Raw genomic sequence first — 17,161 nt, 5'->3', positions numbered from 1 at the left:
GATGGCGAGAAGGTCACACCTGTTCCCATACCGAACACAGAAGTTAAGCTTCTCAGCGCCGATGGTAGTTGGGGCATTGCCCCTGCGAGAGTAGGACGCCGCCAGGCAATATTATTATATTCAAAGATAAATACTTTTTAATATCGCGGGGTGGAGCAGTCTGGTAGCTCGTCGGGCTCATAACCCGAAGGTCGTAGGTTCAAATCCTGCCCCCGCAACCAATTTATTCCAACTCACTACGTTGAAATACTTCTCAGCTAGTTGGAAAGCAATAGTACTGTAAAATGCAACTAAATTATTTTGAAATAATTTACATAGTGGTCCGGTAGTTCAGTTGGTTAGAATGCCTGCCTGTCACGCAGGAGGTCGCGGGTTCGAGTCCCGTCCGGACCGCCATTTTTATAAAATAATCGATACACACATGATATCTCCGGAGATCATGTGTTTTTTTATGTAATAGATAGGATTAATAGTTAATACCGTTTCTTTTTGCTATTATGGATTTAGCCATATGGAAAGAGGCGTGAATAATGGACGAGTTTTCTTTTATAAAATCAATCGAACAATCAGCGTATAGCCAAGCCTCACTAGTGCAAGGTATTGGTGATGATGCGGCTGTATTTAGACAACAGGCAGCAGACATTGTAACCGCAAAGGATATGTTTGTGGAAAATGTTCATTTTGCAAGGCATACCATGGATCCCTATCATATTGGCTATAAAGCACTAGCCTCTAATCTTAGTGACTTAGCAGCAATGGCAGCTGAACCTGCTTTTTACTTAGTAGGTATATCGATTCCTCCGCACTGGTCGATGGAAGAGATAGACACAATTTATAAAGGAATGAAGGACCTTGCTGCAAACTATAAGATGGATCTAATTGGTGGCGATACCGTTTCTGGGAAGGAATTAGTTATTTCTATTACAGTCATCGGGTATGTGCCAACAGGTAAAGCGAGGTACCGTAGCCACGCGAGTGATGGGGATATTGTTTTTGCTACTGGTACACTTGGAGATTCGCAGGCGGGGTTACATATGTTAACCAATGCTGGGGAATACATAGACTCTGATTACTTTATCAAGCGTCACCAATTGCCTAGCCCACGTGTCCTATTTGCGCTTGCATTACAAGACATATCAAGGCTTTGTTTAAATGACATAAGTGATGGGATAGCTAGTGAAGCACATGAGATTGCTGAGGCTTCCAATGTCACAATATATTTGAATGATGAGGATTTACCTGTCCATTCTTCTTTTAAGCAATTTGAAGCTGCTTTACAGGATAAATGGAAGCTGTTTGGTGGAGAGGATTATGAAATAGTTGGAACAGTACCGAAGGAAAATTGGGCACAGGTGCAAGATGCTGCAGCACAATTGAATCTAAGGGTGACAAACATTGGTTATGTCGCTACCAACTCACGGCTAGGACAGGTGTTTTTAAAGAAAAAGAATGGTAAAATAGAACAATTAGAGAAAAAAGGATATAACCATTTAAGTAGGTGAAACAATGTCGCAACTAATCATAACAACAAATACCGCAGAAGAAACCATTGCGGTTGCAGAGAAATTGGCTAACCGTTTAACACCTGGTGATGTAATAACACTTGAAGGTGATTTAGGAGCTGGCAAGACAACTTTTACAAAGGGTATTGCGAAAGCGTTAGGAATTACGCGAACCTTAAGTAGTCCTACGTTTACTATAGTAAAAGAGTATGAGGGCAAATTGCCACTTTACCATATGGATGTCTATCGCTTAGAAGGATCAGATGAGGATATTGGTTTTGATGAGTATTTTAATGGGAATGGAATAGCTGTTGTGGAATGGGCACAATTTATTGAGGATTTTCTTCCAGAGGAGCGTTTGGATATAACGATAAACTATCAGGACGAGCAGTCACGAGTAATTGAATTTACTGCTTGCGGTGCACATTTTGAATCAATTATCGAATCATTGTCGTAAAGAAGGAGTTACCTGATATGTATATACTTGCAATTGATACATCCAATCAGGCATTAGGTGTATCTATTATGAAAGAAAATGAAGTAATTGGTGAAATCGTAACGAATATTTCTAAAAACCATTCGGTACGGTTAATGCCAGCCATTGATTATGTAATGAAGGAAGTAAACCTTTTACCAGAGCAGTTAGATAAAATTGTTGTGGTAAAAGGACCAGGATCGTATACAGGTGTACGTATTGGTCTTACAACTGCCAAGACGTTAGCGTGGTCACTCGGGATTCCAGTTGTCGGGGTATCGAGCTTAGAAGGACTTGCCTATCAAGGTAGGTTTTCTAATTCGTTAATCTGTCCATTTTTTGATGCACGACGAGGTCTGGTGTTTACAGGTTTATATGAGGTTAAAGGTGATCAGCTGGTGCTAGTGGAAAGCGAACAGAACATCCAATTTACCGATTGGTTGGATAGACTATCGGAAATGAAGCGTGAAGTGTTATTTTTAAGTCCAGATATTGAAAAACATGCTGATGTCATTCGTGAAAAACTGGGAGACGATGCTGTCATACCAGAGAAAGCTTATCATATGACAAGACCGTCCGATTTAGTCATTGCGGCAAACTATCATGAGGCTGACAATACCCATGCTCTAACGCCTAATTACTTACGATTAGCAGAAGCTGAGGCAAATTGGATTACTAGTCAGCAGGAAAAAAGCAATGGCTGAGTTAGTAATACGAAAAATGGAGCTATCGGATATTAATCAAGTCATGTCTGTTGAGATAGCATCGTTTTCCTCTCCATGGCAAGAATATATATTTGAACAGGAGATTACTCAAAATCAGCATGCCTATTATTATGTGCTGACGATTAATCAAAAGGTAATTGGTTATGTCGGTATGTGGGTTGTGTTAGATGATGCGCAGATTACGAATATCGCGATTATGCCAGGGTATCGTGGAAATAAATTAGGGGAAAAATTATTTGGTTTCGCCATGCAACAGGCAGTTGGTATGGGTGTTAGCCGGCTATCGTTAGAGGTAAGAGTTACAAATATTGTAGCACAGCGGATGTACCGAAAGTTTGGGCTTGTCCCTGGTGGGGTTCGGAAAAATTATTATACGGACAATAATGAAGATGCAATAGTTATGTGGGTGAATATAGGATGAAGAAGGATACATATATATTAGGAATTGAAACGAGCTGTGATGAGACGGCAGTTGCTATTGTAAAAAATGGTCGGGAAATCATTTCGAATGTTGTGGCTTCGCAAATTGAAAGTCATAAACGCTTTGGTGGCGTTGTGCCTGAGATTGCTTCTAGGCATCATGTGGAGCAGATTACACTTGTTTTGGAAGAAGCATTTCAGGAGTCTGGGTTAAGCTGGGACGAAATAGATGCGATTACCGTTACAGAGGGGCCAGGCTTAGTTGGAGCACTTTTAATTGGCGTGAACGCGGCGAAGGCATTAGCATTTGCTAAAAATAAACCATTAGTTGGTGTTCATCATATTGCCGGGCACATCTATGCCAATCGCTTAGAGGAAGAATTCCAGTTTCCGTTATTAGCGCTTATCGTTTCTGGAGGGCATACTGAGTTGGTTCTCATGAAGGAGCATGGTAGCTATGAAGTAATTGGGGAAACACGGGATGATGCAGCGGGGGAAGCCTATGATAAAGTAGCGCGTATGCTGAATTTACCGTACCCAGGTGGACCACATATCGACCGATTAGCGGCAGAAGGCAAAGTGTCTATTGACTTTCCGAGAGCATGGCTTGAGGAAGATAGCTTTGACTTTAGTTTTAGCGGTTTAAAGTCAGCAGTTATTAACAGAATCCACAATGCGAAACAAAAAGGGATTACATTGAAGCCAGAAGATATCGCTGCTAGTTTCCAGGCGAGCGTAATCGACGTATTAGTAGCGAAAACCGTGAAGGCAGCAAAACAATATGGGGTGAAGCAAGTCATTGTTGCTGGTGGTGTTGCGGCAAATAAAGGCTTACGGAAAGAACTTGAAGCTAAGTTCGCTGAAACAGATATCCCGTTGTTAATCCCGCCACTGAGGCTTTGTACCGATAATGCAGCCATGATTGCGGCTGCTGGGACGATTAATTATGAACAAGGGAAGCGTTCTGGGTTAGACTTAAATGCAAATCCATCACTAGTCTTAAAATAGATATCCACATTGATTGTGGATATTTTTTATAGTTCGCGGTGTTAACCTGTTTATGTTGTTAACAAAATAGTGGATAACCTTGTAAATTATTGTGGATAATGTGTATAACTATGTTGATAATTAGTATTTATAGGGATTATCGTTACTGGTTTCTGTGGATAACAAAGAGCTTTGGACATAAGTACTTTTAACAAGATAAAATCCGAAATCGCGCGTAATGCCCGCTTCGGGAATATACTCCGCTTTCTACGGGCGGCTGATGAGCCAGGCTACTACTTGTGAATAAGCTTCTTCGCTGCCTTGCGCCGAGGAAGACCGCTACGTAGCGATTCTATAAGACGCAGGCGCATCACTGCGGGGTCTCACCTAGGCCTGTCTTCCCGTAGGAGTCTCCGTATATTCCCTACGCTGAATTAGTGCATTGTTCGTAATTTTTTCCTTTTCATTTTACTTATGTCCTAGGCTCTGTGATTATTCATCGTCCTGTAATTCGGTCCATTCTTCCATTAATTGCTCAATTTCTTGTTTGACGTTCGTTGTCTTGTTCGTGTATTCTAATGCTTTTTCGTGATTTTCATACACTTCTGGCTCTGTCATTTTTACTTCAAGAGAAACGAGCTCTTCTTCTAGTTTCTCAATCATTTCCTCAATGGAAGCAATTCTGCGTTCACGTTTTCGCTGTTCGCTTTGAAGCTTCTTTTCCTCTTTAAAGCTTAATTTCTTCTCATTTTGAATTGGTTTGATTTCCTTTTCGGCTTGTAATTGCGCGAGCTCAGCTTCCTCTTGTTTTTTCTCCAAATAGTAGTCATAGTCGCCGAGATAAACAGTGGCGCCACCTTGTTGCATTTCCACTACTCTATCCGCAATTTTGTTTATAAAGTATCGGTCATGGGATACAAAGATAATCGTTCCAGGAAAATCAATTAGTGCAGCCTCGAGAATTTCTTTACTATCAATATCCAAGTGGTTGGTCGGCTCATCGAGAATTAGTAAGTTCGCTTTTTGCATTCGCAGTTTTGCAAGTGCTAGACGGGCTTTTTCTCCACCACTGAGGGATTTTACTAGCTTCAACACATCATCACCGGAAAAAAGGAAGTTTCCGAGGATAGTCCGAATGTCCTTTTCATTTACGGTAGGATATTCATCCCAGAGCTCTTGGAGTACGGTTTTAGTAGAGCTAAGGTTGGCTTGTTCCTGGTCGTAGTAGCCAATTTGCACATTGGTGCCAAGCTGTATTTTTCCATTACTAGGTGTTAGTGTTCCTAATATATTCTTTAATAATGTTGTTTTTCCAACACCGTTTGGACCAACTAAGGCAATGCTCTCACCGCGCGATACATCGAAGGAGACGTGATTAAATAAGGGTCTTTCTTCGTCTTCATATCGAAAAGAGAGATCTTGTATTTTTAATACATCATTTCCAGTACGTTTAGTAATCTCAAACGTGATGGAAGCGGAGGATTCATCTCCTAATGGTCGATCCATTTTATCCATTTTTTCTAATTGCTTTCGTCTACTCTGGGCACGCTTTGTGGTGGAAGCTCGTACGATATTGCGCTGAATGAAATCTTCTAACTTCTTAATCTCGGTTTGTTGCTTATCGAATTCTTTCATTTCTTGTTCATAGTTTAATGCCTTTTGAGTAAGGAAATCACTGTATGTTCCGTGATATTTCTTTGTGCGGTGACGAGAGATTTCATAGACGATTGAGACGGTTTTATCAAGGAAATAGCGGTCATGGGATACGATCACAACTGCGCCAGGATAGCTGGTTAAATATTTTTCCAGCCAAGACAATGTTTCGATATCAAGATGGTTGGTTGGCTCATCCAGAATTAGAAGACTCGGTTTCTTTAATAGTAATTTACCGAGTGCGAGACGAGTTTTTTGTCCACCACTTAATTCATTGATCGGCGTTTGATCATCATAATCGAGAAAATTTAATCCAGCTAATACCGTTTTGATTTCCGATTCGTAGCTATATCCGCCACTCGTTTCGAATTGAACCTGCAAGCGGTCATATTCTTCTAATAACTTGGCAGCAACGTCCGGATCTAGCTGGTCAGTCTGGGCCATACGTGCTTCTAAGGAACGAAGCTTTTTTTCCTGTGAAATTAAATTTTGGAAAACCTCGAGCATTTCTTCCCAAATGGTATTTACCGACTCTAGCCCTGTATGCTGGGATAAATAGCCGAGAGTAAGATCCTTAGGCCTGATAATATCGCCCGTATCGTGTGACATTTCACCTGCCATTATTTTCAGAAGCGTTGATTTTCCCGCTCCGTTTCGTCCAACGATGGCGATTCTATCTTTATCTTTTATCTCAAGTTTTATATTCGCTAATATTTCTTCAGCTCCAAATGACTTGGAGATATCATTTACTTGCATGATTATCATAATGCTCACCTCTAGTAGTATAAGTGTATCTTATAATGAAGTAATCGAGCAATACAATTGTACAATTGTGAAATTAATCACGACTTCTATGGAAATATCTGATAAAATAGAGAAAGGTAAATCAATCGAAAAATTTGTGAACCATAATATTAAAGCGTTTTATTCGTACGGGTCATTTAGTTTGGCTTTAGAGATAAGGAGGAAATCAGCTTGGAACAACATAAAATACCACAAGCTACGGCGAAACGACTTCCGCTGTACTACCGTTTTTTAAATAATTTACAAATGCAAGGGAAAACGCGTGTTTCGTCTAAGGAATTAAGTGACGCGGTGAAGGTAGATTCTGCGACGATCCGAAGGGATTTTTCTTATTTCGGTGCACTCGGTAAAAAAGGGTACGGCTATAATGTTGAATATTTACTCGGCTTCTTTCGAAAGACACTTGATCAGGATGAAGTAACGGAGGTTGCTCTTATCGGTGTTGGTAATCTTGGTACCGCTTTTTTAAACTATAACTTTATGAAAAACAATAATACACAAATTGTTAGAGCGTTTGATGCAGATCCGAATAAGGTTGGTGGAGAAGTTGGTGGCGTACCGATTTATCACATCGATGATTTAGAGGAAAAATTAAATGGCATCAAGGTTGCTATTTTGACGATTCCAGCGTTAGAAGCGGACCGTGTTACCGAACGATTAATAGGGGAGGGCATTAAAGGAATACTTAATTTCACCCCAGCTCGTATTACGGTGCCGGATGATGTACGTGTGCATCATATTGATCTGGCAATTGAATTGCAGTCACTAGTTTATTTCTTGAAGCATTATCCATTAGAGTTAGAACAGACAGATTAAGAGGCCTTAGGGGTCTCTTTTTTTTGATTCTTATTTACAGTGTTAAGCAGCAAAAGCAAATGAAAATAAATAGTAGATGCAAGAATGCCATATAGAGAAAGTGAAAGGTGGTCGGATAGATTGAAATTCAGAGAAAAAGATACGATGAGAGAGAGGCTACTTACAAGTACTCCAAAAAACGAATAGAGACCTAATTGTATAAAGTAACGCCCTAATCGTGAATAGTTGTAATTTCTATGAACCAATTTTTCTATCAGGATGGATATCGGTATTCCAGCCAGAAAATAAACAGGCCCAGTATATAGAAGGATCACATTAACTAGTACAGAAAAACCAAAAAAATCATCATTAGGATTCTGTTGGGATCTAGGTGTATGGAAAATCCAAGAAATTATGATAGCGAATAAAATTGTAGACAATGCAGCTGATAGTAATTTTCTCATTAATATTCCTCCCCAATATGTATGGAACTTGTGACTCAAATAGCATAACACGGATTATCAAAAGAATATTAAGCAGAAAATAATTTAACAGAAAATTAACATGCATTTACAGGTAAAACAAAAGTAAGATCAAATCATTTTACGATTTGATCTTACTTTTGTTTCGACATTATCTCTTCTTAATCTTCTTTATCTTAAAATGCAACCGTAAATACTGAATACCAGCACCGAAATCCAACGTCGCAATACAGGCTAAGAGAATGGTGATAAAGCTCCAGCCTGAATCATCGACACTCCGTACTGCTGCGTAAATAAACAGTATCCCCATCGCAAAATAGATAAACGAAAGTGTTCTTGCTTTAAATCGCATAACTTAAAAACCTCCGATAAGAACCATCTGGACTTGATCCAATTGCTGCTGCATGCGTTCGATATCCTCTGGTGTTAAGGAAAATTGTACGATGACGGAGATTGAATTCAATGCCATGTGAACAATAATTGGCACGATGATCGTTTTCGTTTTGACATATAAAAAGGCAAACACAAATCCCATCGATGCATAAATTAATAAATGTTCAGGTTCCCCGTGAATAATCCCAAAGGCAAAGGCAGAGAGAAGTGCAGCTAGAAAGAAATTCATATGCATATATAGTGTTCCAAATATTATTTTTCGAAAAATAACTTCCTCTAATATAGGTGCAATTATTGCAGGGATGATAGCGAATAATGGAATCGTGCGCGTAATGTTCATAATATCCTGGGTGTTTTCCGATCCAGTTTCAATTCCGAACACTTGGGTTTCAATAATCGCAGCAATTCCTTGTGCGAAATAAGCCATGAATACCCCTAATACAGCCCAAATTACTAAGCTACCTGTTGTTGTCTTAGCACGAGTCTCAACCTTTTTCATATCTGGTCTCAACAAATATAAAGTCACCAATAATCCAACTACAAAACTAACTATCGTGTAGTAAATGAATACTTCAGCTCGATGTCCTGGAAAAATTGGAAATAGAATAGGTAGAAAAATAATTCCGGATAGTTGTGTGATGATGTAGGTAAGAATCACCCACCAATAACGTTTAGGCAATAATAACAGCTCCTTAAAAGTCTACATGAGTTGATACTTATTTATATAAAACGATTCCTGTGTATTTTATCATATTCAAGTAATACATTATAATAGTATCATCTTGGACAAGAAAAAAATAAAAAAATCGATTACACATTACTTGCAAAAAAAAATAAAATTAATTATTATATTAATTGGAATTAGCACTCAAACACATCGAGTGCTAACAATAAAAAATCGAAAAGGAATTAAGGAGGTTGTCTACATGATTAAACCACTAGGAGATCGTGTTGTAATCGAGCTTGTTGAGCAAGAAGTGAAAACTGCAAGCGGTATCGTACTTCCAGACTCTGCAAAGGAAAAGCCACAGGAAGGTCGCGTTGTTGCAGTAGGTACTGGCCGTGTAACAGAAAGCGGGGAGAAAGTTGCGCTTGAAGTTTCAGAAGGTGATCGTATCATTTTCTCGAAATTTGCTGGAACAGAAGTGAAATACGATGGAACTGAATACTTAATTCTACGCGAGAGCGACATTTTAGCAGTAGTAGAATAATAAAATTTTAAGCAAGTTTACCACATAAATTGATATTCAATAATTCTAAGGAGGGCATTTCAAATGGCTAAAGAAATTAAATTTAGTGAAGACGCACGTAGCGCAATGCTTCGTGGGGTAGATACATTAGCAAATGCTGTAAAAGTAACATTAGGACCAAAAGGACGTAACGTGGTTTTAGATAAAAAGTTCGGTTCACCACTAATAACGAACGATGGTGTAACAATTGCTAAAGAAATCGAATTAGAAGATCCATTCGAAAATATGGGAGCACAATTAGTATCAGAAGTTGCTTCTAAAACAAATGATGTTGCTGGTGATGGTACAACAACTGCAACGGTATTAGCACAAGCGATGATTCGTGAAGGCTTGAAAAACGTAACTTCTGGCGCAAACCCAGTAGGTATCCGGCGCGGTATCGAAAAAGCGGTTGCTACTGCAGTTGAAGAGCTACAAGCTATCTCAAAACCTGTAGAAAGCAAAGAATCTATCGCACAAGTTGCTGCGATTTCAGCTGCTGACGAAGAAGTTGGTAACCTAATCGCTGAAGCAATGGAGCGTGTTGGTAACGACGGTGTTATCACAATCGAAGAATCAAAAGGATTCACTACGGAATTAGAAGTTGTAGAAGGTATGCAATTTGACCGTGGCTATGCTTCTCCATACATGGTTACAGACCAAGATAAGATGGAAGCAGTCCTTGAAAATCCATACATTCTAATTACTGATAAGAAAATCAGCAGCATCCAAGAAATCTTACCATTGCTTGAGCAAGTTGTTCAACAAGGTAAACCACTATTAATCATTGCTGAAGATGTAGAAGGGGAAGCACTTCCTACATTAGTATTAAATAAACTTCGTGGTTCATTTAATGCGGTAGCTGTTAAAGCACCTGGATTCGGTGATCGTCGTAAAGCAATGCTAGAAGACATCGCAATCCTAACTGGTGGTCAAGTGATTACAGAAGATCTTGGTTTAGAGCTTAAGACAGCAACACTTGAGCAACTAGGTCATGCTTCTAAAATTGTTGTAACGAAAGAAAACACAACAATCGTTGAAGGTTCTGGAAGCCCAGAAGCTATCTCTTCTCGTGTTGCACAAATCCGTGCACAAGCAGAAGAAACAACTTCAGAATTCGATAAAGAAAAATTACAAGAGCGTCTTGCGAAATTAGCTGGTGGTGTAGCAGTAATCAAAGTTGGAGCTGCAACTGAAACTGAGCTAAAAGAACGCAAACTACGCATTGAAGATGCATTGAACTCAACTCGTGCAGCAGTTGAAGAAGGTATCGTAGCTGGTGGTGGTACTGCACTACTTAACGTTTACAACAACATTGCTAAATTATCACTAGAAGGTGATGAAGCAACTGGTGTAAGCATCGTTCTACGTGCTATCGAAGAGCCAGTACGTCAAATCGCACACAATGCTGGTCTTGAAGGATCTGTTATTGTTGAGCGTCTAAAAGGCGAAGCAGTTGGCGTTGGTTTCAACGCAGCAACTGGCGAGTGGGTAAACATGGTTGAAACTGGAATTGTTGACCCAACAAAAGTTACTCGTTCTGCATTACAAAACGCAGCATCTGTAGCAGCTATGTTCTTAACTACTGAAGCGGTAGTAGCAGACATTCCTGAAGAGAATGCTGGTGGCGGAATGCCGGATATGGGTGGAATGGGCGGCATGATGTAATCATCATTAAGCCTCGATAGGTAATGTTTTCAAATGAAAATAAAGTTGATTGCTGACTTTATTACTTAATAAACAGCTTATCTAAAAAGTCTTTCATCTGTTTACTAAACTGATGAAAGACTTTTTTTGTATGTACGAATCTCGATATGCGTTACACTGATAATGTTGTATGCCTTGAACGGTGATTAATCATGACGAAGGGTAGAAAGAATACTAGGACTGCTGTATATTAAAGTAAAAATCCAAAAGTAGCAGGGAATAATATAAGTGAGGTGTACCAGAATGCCAGAAAGCAATAAAAGTCCTAAAGTTGATGGATTCCTAAGAAAAGCCACCAAGTGGAAGGAAGAATTTGAGGCACTTAGAGCTATCGTTCTGGACTGTAATTTAACGGAAGATATTAAGTGGATGCATCCTTGTTACATGTATGAGAATAAGAATGTTGTCTTAATCCATGGATTTAAAGAGTATTGTGCGTTTCTTTTTCACAAAGGTGCCTTGTTGCAAGATCCTCACGAGATATTAATTCAACAAACGGAGAATGTACAAGCAGATCGCCAAATTCGTTTCACCAATCTTCAACAGATTGTTGACATGGAAGCTATCTTGAAATCCTATATAAAACAAGCTATTGAAGTGGAAAAAGCTGGTTTGACAGTGAAGCTTAAGGAAACGAACGAATATCCCATTCCTGATGAGCTTCAACAAAAGTTCGAGGAAATTCCTGCATTGAAAACTGCTTTTGAAGAATTGACGCCAGGGCGCCAGCGAGCGTATATTTATTATTTTTCTAAAGCGAAGCAATCCAAAACTCGTGAAGCAAGAATTGAAAAATATGTGCCGCAAATCCTTGAGGGATTAGGATTAAATGATTAGTGCCTGCATGTATTTGAATCTGTGCATCTACAAGAAAACGAAGTCTTGAAAGAGGAGCAACCACGTTCAAGACTTTGTTTTTTTATGCAGTAAAACATATTTCTCTCGAGGAACTGAGAGGGAAAATTCTCAGGACAAAAATAGGAGTAAGATTACAGGTGCAAATGCTTGTTGGATAAAGTATTATAATACGATACAATTAAAAAATAACCAAAAATCTATATATTCAAGAAAGAAGTGAAGTTGAATTGAGTTCTGTAGGTAGTCTATCAGCTTTTAATAATTCGAAAACAGTGCTAGAAGCAATAAAAGAAAATATCATTATTGCCGATACTGATTACAATATATTATGGATTAATGAAACAGGAGTAAAGCTGTTCAAGGATATTGCTACACTTTATGATCTAGAAAGCGTAGAAGATTTTATTGGAAAAAACATGAATCATTTTCATGAAAATCCAGAATATCAGCACAAGATTATGGGCAAGTTATCCAATACTCATAGAGCAAGAATTAACATTAAAGACCACTATATTGCTGATATTATCATTAGTCCCATGAGAGAGAATGAAGCAATCATTGGCTATGTCGTTATGCTGATGGACGTCACGACGACTGTTCAAGAAGAGCAAAGAAAAAATTCGCTTATACAAGAACTTTCTGCCCCATTACTACATGTTTGGGATAAAACATATGCTATCCCACTTCTTGGTCTCGTTGATAATGTTCGATTTGAAATCATTTTAGAAAAACTATTACATCATTGTGGCACGAGAGAAGTAGATTATATCTTGATTGACTTTAGTGAAATAAGAGAATGGAATCAAGAAATACATATTAATCAAATGATTTCTGCTTTATCGCTAATGGGTGTTCAATCGATAATAGTAGGATTAAAGCCAGAGTTAGCAAAAAAATTAACAATCGATATTGCAAATGTAAACGTTTTTCGAACCTCCAATGCAGGTATAAAGTACATCATCTCGCAACAAAAGGGATGAAATCCAAACGGTCTCCATGACAATAGTTGTCTACATACCTATTTGCTGGTACAGTTTAAACTAGATAAAACGCTATCATTATTCTTGCAAACTATGAATAGCGGAATGAATTTTCGTAACGGTGGTGTAGTCTTGAACACACGACAGAAGGAATTACTTCGATCATTAGTAATAAAAAATGGACAAATCGTTAATCTTGTTGATTTAGCTGAGGAGGTGGACTGCTCAGAAAAAACGGTACGTAATGATTTGAAACGGATAGAAGAGTGGTTAGCTGACTATCCTAGTGCTACTCTGAAACGACAGCCTGGAATTGGGATCACACTTGAGATTACGGAATCTGATCGGTCTGCTATATTTCAAAAGCTAGTATCCTACGAACAAAAAACAGAGGAAGATCGTTTCTTTGAAATTGCTTATCTATTATTGGTAAGTAATAAAGCGGTTACGATAGATGAATTAGCGAAGCGTTATTATGTTTCAAAAACAATCGTGAAAAAAGAATTAGATACCATTGCAACGTGGTTGGAAAGCTATAATCTAGAGCTAATATCAAAGCCTAGGGTAGGAAATGTGGTTCAGGGGACAGAGCTGCAAAAACGTAGTGCACTAGCGCATTTATCCGAATTGATATCCTCTATTACAGCTGATAAAAGCTATGTGCTTGATCTATTTTTACCTTATGAAATCGAAACAGTACAACACGTATTAAACGAACTAGGGCAGAACTATCCATCACCATTTACAGACGGGGCAGTGGAAAGTTTACTTGTGCATGCGCTTATCATGATTAAACGGACACGGCAAAAATCTCCTGTAAAAGTTCCGAGTTTGGAAAAGGAAGCCGTTTATTCATACAAAGAATACGACTATGCAACCTGGTTTTTAGAACAGCTGGAGGCCGCATTTAAGATTAAATTTCCAGAGGATGAGCTAATTTATTTTACCTGGCATTTAATTAGTGCCAAAAAGAAAGAGGATACAGAAGATAACAACATCATACAAGATGAATTTTTAGTGCAAGTAATTACAGATTTAATGACGAAACTTGGAAATCTTACGTTATATTCCTTCGAAAAGGATTCCATCTTAAAAAAGGGGTTAGCGGTACATATTTATTCGGTTATTAACCGGATTAAGTATGGATTCCCTATCACCAATCCTCTCTTATCCGATATTAAAAAAATGTACCCATACCTGTTTAATATGGTGATGATCGCATTGGATGACATTAATGACAAGCACGGATTAGATGTTCCGGAAGATGAAGCGGCTTACTTAGTTCTTCATTTTCAAGCTTCTATTGAACGGTTAGAAGGAAAGCGGGAGAAACAACGGAGGACATTAATTGTGTGTCATCTAGGTGTCGGTATGTCCCATTTATTGCAAGCAAAGATTGAACATTATTATCAGGATTTACAAGTTGTTGCGTGTATCGGAAAGGCTGATACCCAGGATTATTTGAAAAAGCATGTGGTGGATCTTATTATTTCAACAGTGGAGTTAGAGAGAGTAAATGTTCCGTATGTGATGGTCTCGCCGTTGTTGGAAGCTCGCGACAAAGAAAAACTCAATCAATTTATGGTTTCATTGGAGGCCAAGCAAGAATCCGGTACGAAAGAGGCTGTATTGCCATCTCTAATTCGTGGGGACCTCGTACATCTAGATGTGGCTAAAGAACACCCACTTCAAGTAATCGAAATGTTAGGGAATACACTCTATCAAAAAGGGTTTGTTGAGAAAGAATTTATTCATAGTGCACTTGTACGAGAAAGAAAATCTGCTACATCAATTGGGGGAGGAATCGCCATTCCGCATGGTGTTCCCACCACGGTTATTCAGTCTGCGATTGCTGTTGCGGTGTTAAAACAACCAATCGAATGGGGAAATGAACAAGTATCCGTTGTCTTTATGCTAGCGATTTCGAATCAGGTTCAAAAGCTGAATCGAGGAGCGATTAGCCAAATTGTCGGATTCAGTGAGGATCCATCAGCTGTACAGGGGTTAATAGAATCAAAACAAGTAAAGGAATTTTTAGAACAGATTAAGTAGAGGAGAGAAGAATGATGATTTTTCTCTCCTTTCGTTTTGCTTTCATTATACTTCCGGTAATAATCCATTTTTACCACAGCTTCTGGTAATAATCCGAACTAATTACCTATATATTCTACGCTATACTAAATGTAAGCAATTACATTAAGTGTATATAGGAGGTATATAGAATGAAGGTATTAGCTGTTACAGCTTGTCCAGTTGGGATCGCCCATACGTATATGGCTGCTGAGAATTTACAAAAAGCAGGAGAAGAGCTGGGTATTGATATAAAAGTAGAAACACAAGGTTCAATTGGAGCGGAAAATGTACTAACCGAGCAAGATATTGCGGAGGCAGATGGTATTATCATTGCTGCGGATAAAGAAATTTCAAAAGAACGTTTTATTGGAAAGAAATTAATTGTAACCGGTGTCCAAGATGGTATCCGTAATCCAAAAGAACTAATTAATCGTATTCAAGCTGGTGATGCACCGGTTTATCAAGAAGGCTTAAAAACGCCAGAGGAAATTAAACAAAAACGTAAACAAAAAGAAAACCCTATTTATAAGCATTTGATGAATGGTGTATCGTATATGATTCCATTTATCGTCGTTGGCGGACTTTTGATTGCGCTTGCACTAACACTAGGTGGAGAACAAACACCAGGTGGAATTGTTATTCCAGAGGATTCGATTTGGAAACAAATTGAAAGTCTTGGAAGTACAGCATTTATGTTCATGGTACCAATTTTAGCAGGGTTTATTGCGGTAAGTATTGCGGATCGTCCAGGTCTTGTACCAGGTATGATTGGTGGTTACATCGCTGCTACTGGTAGTTTTTATGGAAGTGAAGCAGGTGCTGGATTTATCGGTGGTATTATCGCCGGTTTCTTAGCAGGTTACGTTGCACTTGGTATTAAGAAAATAAAAGTTCCTAAAGCACTACAACCAGTAATGCCAATTATTTTTATCCCTATTATTTCATCCGTGATTGTTGGATTACTATTTATCTTTGTAATCGGTGCACCAGTTGCACAAGTATTCGAAGGATTAACAACTTGGCTATCAGGCATGCAAGGTGCAAGTTCTATCTTACTTGCGATTATTCTTGGTGGTATGATTGCTGTCGATATGGGTGGACCATTCAATAAAGTAGCATTCTTATTTGGTTCTGCGATGATTGCAGAAGGAAACTATGAAATTATGGGGCCAATTGCAGTTGCAATCTGTATTCCACCGATTGGAATGGGTCTTGCAACATTGCTTAATAAGAAAAAGTATCAAGCAAACGAAAGAGAAGCAGGTAAAGCATCATTAACAATGGGATTCTTCGGGATTACAGAAGGTGCGATTCCATTCGCAGCACAAGATCCACTACGCGTTATTCCTAGTATTGTGGTAGGTTCTATGGTAGGTTCGGTAATCGCGATGATTGGTAGTGTTGGCGATAAAGTTGCACATGGTGGACCAATTGTAGCACTATTAGGTGCAGTCGATAATGTTGTGATGTTCTTTATTGCAGCAATAGCTGGTATACTAGTAACGGCATTCCTAGTTAACTTTTTGAAAAAAGATGTAGAAGGTGCTACAACAGTAAAGAGCACTAAGAAAGAAGAAACAACGGTAAAAACTTCTGAAACAACAGAGATTCATCGATTAGTGGATATTACTGATCAGCGTTTATTAGTGCCTGAATTAAACGGTACGACACGTGATGAGGTAATTGATGAGCTAATTGAAAGACTTGATGCTGCAGGTATTTTAGAATCAAAGCAAGTGTATAAGCAAGCGATTCTTGACCGTGAAAATCAAAGCTCCACTGGATTAGGCATGAACATTGCAATTCCACACGGAAAAACAAATGCCGTTAAACGTCCAGCTGTAGCGTTTGGGATTAAGCGTGATGGCGTGGATTGGGGCAGCTTAGATGGTAGCGATGCAAAGCTTATCTTTATGATTGCTGTTCCAGAAGAGAGTGCTGGAGATGCCCACTTAAGGATATTACAAATGTTATCCAGAAAGCTAATGGATGAAGACTATCGTAATCAGTTGCTTCAAGTAGCCTCTAAATCAGAAGCAATGACATTGCTAGAGGATATTCAATAATAAAAGCTACAC

At 38.8% G+C, this 17,161-nt stretch carries 16 protein-coding genes, 2 tRNA genes and 1 rRNA gene; 15 read left to right on the top strand and 4 right to left on the bottom strand.

The genetic code is table 11. From position 1 onward, the window contains the following. The 8 genes from rrf to tsaD form a co-directional block, all read left to right on the top strand. Positions 1-107: ribosomal RNA gene (rrf, locus tag JF53_RS11180) — 5S ribosomal RNA — on the top strand; the annotation flags it as partial. Positions 108-144: 37 nt separating this feature from the next. Further along, a tRNA-Met gene (locus tag JF53_RS11175) sits at positions 145-221 on the top strand. Between the two features lie 98 nt (positions 222-319). Then, a tRNA-Asp gene (locus JF53_RS11170) sits at positions 320-396 on the top strand. Between the two features lie 134 nt (positions 397-530). Continuing rightward, positions 531-1,502 carry a thiamine-phosphate kinase gene (gene thiL / locus JF53_RS11165; RefSeq protein WP_047979529.1) on the top strand — a complete coding sequence of 324 codons (972 nt, stop codon included), beginning with the start codon at positions 531-533 and terminating at the stop codon, positions 1,500-1,502. 4 nt (positions 1,503-1,506) lie between these two features. Next, on the top strand, positions 1,507-1,959 hold the full coding sequence (gene tsaE / locus JF53_RS11160; protein WP_047979530.1) for a tRNA (adenosine(37)-N6)-threonylcarbamoyltransferase complex ATPase subunit type 1 TsaE: 453 nt from the start codon (positions 1,507-1,509) through the stop codon (positions 1,957-1,959). A 17-nt stretch (positions 1,960-1,976) separates the two neighbouring features. Continuing rightward, positions 1,977-2,681 (top strand): tRNA (adenosine(37)-N6)-threonylcarbamoyltransferase complex dimerization subunit type 1 TsaB, encoded by a 705-nt coding sequence (tsaB, locus tag JF53_RS11155; RefSeq protein WP_047979531.1) that lies wholly within the window; start codon positions 1,977-1,979, stop codon positions 2,679-2,681. Further along, positions 2,674-3,123 carry a ribosomal protein S18-alanine N-acetyltransferase gene (rimI, locus tag JF53_RS11150; RefSeq protein ID WP_047979532.1) on the top strand — a complete coding sequence of 150 codons (450 nt, stop codon included), beginning with the start codon at positions 2,674-2,676 and terminating at the stop codon, positions 3,121-3,123. Before tsaB ends, rimI begins: the two co-directional genes overlap by 8 nt. Beyond that, the gene (gene tsaD / locus JF53_RS11145; RefSeq protein WP_047979533.1) at positions 3,120-4,130 is read left to right on the top strand and encodes a tRNA (adenosine(37)-N6)-threonylcarbamoyltransferase complex transferase subunit TsaD; all 1,011 of its coding nucleotides are present in this window, start codon (positions 3,120-3,122) and stop codon (positions 4,128-4,130) included. Before rimI ends, tsaD begins: the two co-directional genes overlap by 4 nt. A 471-nt stretch (positions 4,131-4,601) precedes the next feature. Here tsaD and JF53_RS11140 read toward each other — a convergent pair whose 3' ends face one another. Continuing rightward, on the bottom strand, positions 4,602-6,527 hold the full coding sequence (locus JF53_RS11140) for an ABC-F family ATP-binding cassette domain-containing protein (RefSeq protein WP_047979534.1): 1,926 nt from the start codon (positions 6,525-6,527) through the stop codon (positions 4,602-4,604). A 204-nt stretch (positions 6,528-6,731) separates the two neighbouring features. Between JF53_RS11140 and JF53_RS11135 the strand changes: the two genes are divergently transcribed. Further along, a complete protein-coding gene (locus JF53_RS11135; RefSeq protein ID WP_047979535.1) occupies positions 6,732-7,382 on the top strand; it encodes a redox-sensing transcriptional repressor Rex in 651 nt (216 codons plus the stop codon). Here the strand turns inward: JF53_RS11135 and JF53_RS11130 are convergent. The 3 genes from JF53_RS11130 to JF53_RS11120 form a co-directional block, all read right to left on the bottom strand. Beyond that, on the bottom strand, positions 7,379-7,825 hold the full coding sequence (locus JF53_RS11130) for a hypothetical protein (RefSeq protein ID WP_047979536.1): 447 nt from the start codon (positions 7,823-7,825) through the stop codon (positions 7,379-7,381). The two genes, JF53_RS11135 and JF53_RS11130, sit on opposite strands and share 4 nt — an antisense overlap. Before the next feature lie 169 nt (positions 7,826-7,994). Continuing rightward, on the bottom strand, positions 7,995-8,195 hold the full coding sequence (locus JF53_RS11125; RefSeq protein ID WP_047979537.1) for a YdiK family protein: 201 nt from the start codon (positions 8,193-8,195) through the stop codon (positions 7,995-7,997). A 3-nt stretch (positions 8,196-8,198) separates the two neighbouring features. Next, positions 8,199-8,915 (bottom strand): CPBP family intramembrane glutamic endopeptidase, encoded by a 717-nt coding sequence (locus JF53_RS11120; RefSeq protein ID WP_047979538.1) that lies wholly within the window; start codon positions 8,913-8,915, stop codon positions 8,199-8,201. Positions 8,916-9,162: 247 nt separating this feature from the next. Between JF53_RS11120 and groES the strand changes: the two genes are divergently transcribed. The 6 genes from groES (at position 9,163) to JF53_RS11090 (ending at position 17,149) form a co-directional block, all read left to right on the top strand. Then, the gene (gene groES, locus JF53_RS11115; RefSeq protein WP_047979539.1) at positions 9,163-9,447 is read left to right on the top strand and encodes a co-chaperone GroES; all 285 of its coding nucleotides are present in this window, start codon (positions 9,163-9,165) and stop codon (positions 9,445-9,447) included. A gap of 63 nt (positions 9,448-9,510) precedes the next feature. Next, complete coding sequence (gene groL / locus JF53_RS11110; RefSeq protein WP_047979540.1) at positions 9,511-11,133, top strand: chaperonin GroEL; 1,623 nt, start codon at positions 9,511-9,513, stop codon at positions 11,131-11,133. Between the two features lie 282 nt (positions 11,134-11,415). Next, positions 11,416-12,009, top strand: a complete 594-nt coding sequence (locus tag JF53_RS11105; RefSeq protein WP_047979541.1) for a YdeI/OmpD-associated family protein — start codon at positions 11,416-11,418, stop codon at positions 12,007-12,009. A 248-nt stretch (positions 12,010-12,257) separates the two neighbouring features. Next, complete coding sequence (locus JF53_RS11100) at positions 12,258-13,010, top strand: hypothetical protein (RefSeq protein ID WP_047979542.1); 753 nt, start codon at positions 12,258-12,260, stop codon at positions 13,008-13,010. Positions 13,011-13,142: 132 nt separating this feature from the next. Continuing rightward, positions 13,143-15,062 carry a BglG family transcription antiterminator gene (locus JF53_RS11095; protein WP_047979543.1) on the top strand — a complete coding sequence of 640 codons (1,920 nt, stop codon included), beginning with the start codon at positions 13,143-13,145 and terminating at the stop codon, positions 15,060-15,062. Positions 15,063-15,232: 170 nt separating this feature from the next. Then, positions 15,233-17,149 carry a fructose-specific PTS transporter subunit EIIC gene (locus tag JF53_RS11090; protein ID WP_047979544.1) on the top strand — a complete coding sequence of 639 codons (1,917 nt, stop codon included), beginning with the start codon at positions 15,233-15,235 and terminating at the stop codon, positions 17,147-17,149. The last annotated feature ends 12 nt before the right edge of the window (positions 17,150-17,161 follow it).

The sequence above is a fragment of the Ornithinibacillus contaminans genome, assembly GCF_001038425.2.
Classification (GTDB): domain Bacteria; phylum Bacillota; class Bacilli; order Bacillales; family Amphibacillaceae; genus Ornithinibacillus; species Ornithinibacillus contaminans.
This window is presented reverse-complemented; position numbering and strand designations above follow the sequence as displayed.

What these genes read in the sequence shown, in the direction of transcription:
- thiL (WP_047979529.1), top strand. Translation starts at nt 531, where the DNA reads ATGGACGAGTTTTCTTTTATAAAATCAATCGAACAATCAGCGTATAGC.
- tsaE (WP_047979530.1), top strand. Translation starts at nt 1,507, where the DNA reads ATGTCGCAACTAATCATAACAACAAATACCGCAGAAGAAACCATTGCG.
- tsaB (WP_047979531.1), top strand. Translation starts at nt 1,977, where the DNA reads ATGTATATACTTGCAATTGATACATCCAATCAGGCATTAGGTGTATCT.
- rimI (WP_047979532.1), top strand. Translation starts at nt 2,674, where the DNA reads ATGGCTGAGTTAGTAATACGAAAAATGGAGCTATCGGATATTAATCAA.
- tsaD (WP_047979533.1), top strand. Translation starts at nt 3,120, where the DNA reads ATGAAGAAGGATACATATATATTAGGAATTGAAACGAGCTGTGATGAG.
- JF53_RS11140 (WP_047979534.1), bottom strand. Translation starts at nt 6,527, where the DNA reads ATGATAATCATGCAAGTAAATGATATCTCCAAGTCATTTGGAGCTGAA.
- JF53_RS11130 (WP_047979536.1), bottom strand. Translation starts at nt 7,825, where the DNA reads ATGAGAAAATTACTATCAGCTGCATTGTCTACAATTTTATTCGCTATC.
- JF53_RS11125 (WP_047979537.1), bottom strand. Translation starts at nt 8,195, where the DNA reads ATGCGATTTAAAGCAAGAACACTTTCGTTTATCTATTTTGCGATGGGG.
- groES (WP_047979539.1), top strand. Translation starts at nt 9,163, where the DNA reads ATGATTAAACCACTAGGAGATCGTGTTGTAATCGAGCTTGTTGAGCAA.
- groL (WP_047979540.1), top strand. Translation starts at nt 9,511, where the DNA reads ATGGCTAAAGAAATTAAATTTAGTGAAGACGCACGTAGCGCAATGCTT.
- JF53_RS11105 (WP_047979541.1), top strand. Translation starts at nt 11,416, where the DNA reads ATGCCAGAAAGCAATAAAAGTCCTAAAGTTGATGGATTCCTAAGAAAA.
- JF53_RS11090 (WP_047979544.1), top strand. Translation starts at nt 15,233, where the DNA reads ATGAAGGTATTAGCTGTTACAGCTTGTCCAGTTGGGATCGCCCATACG.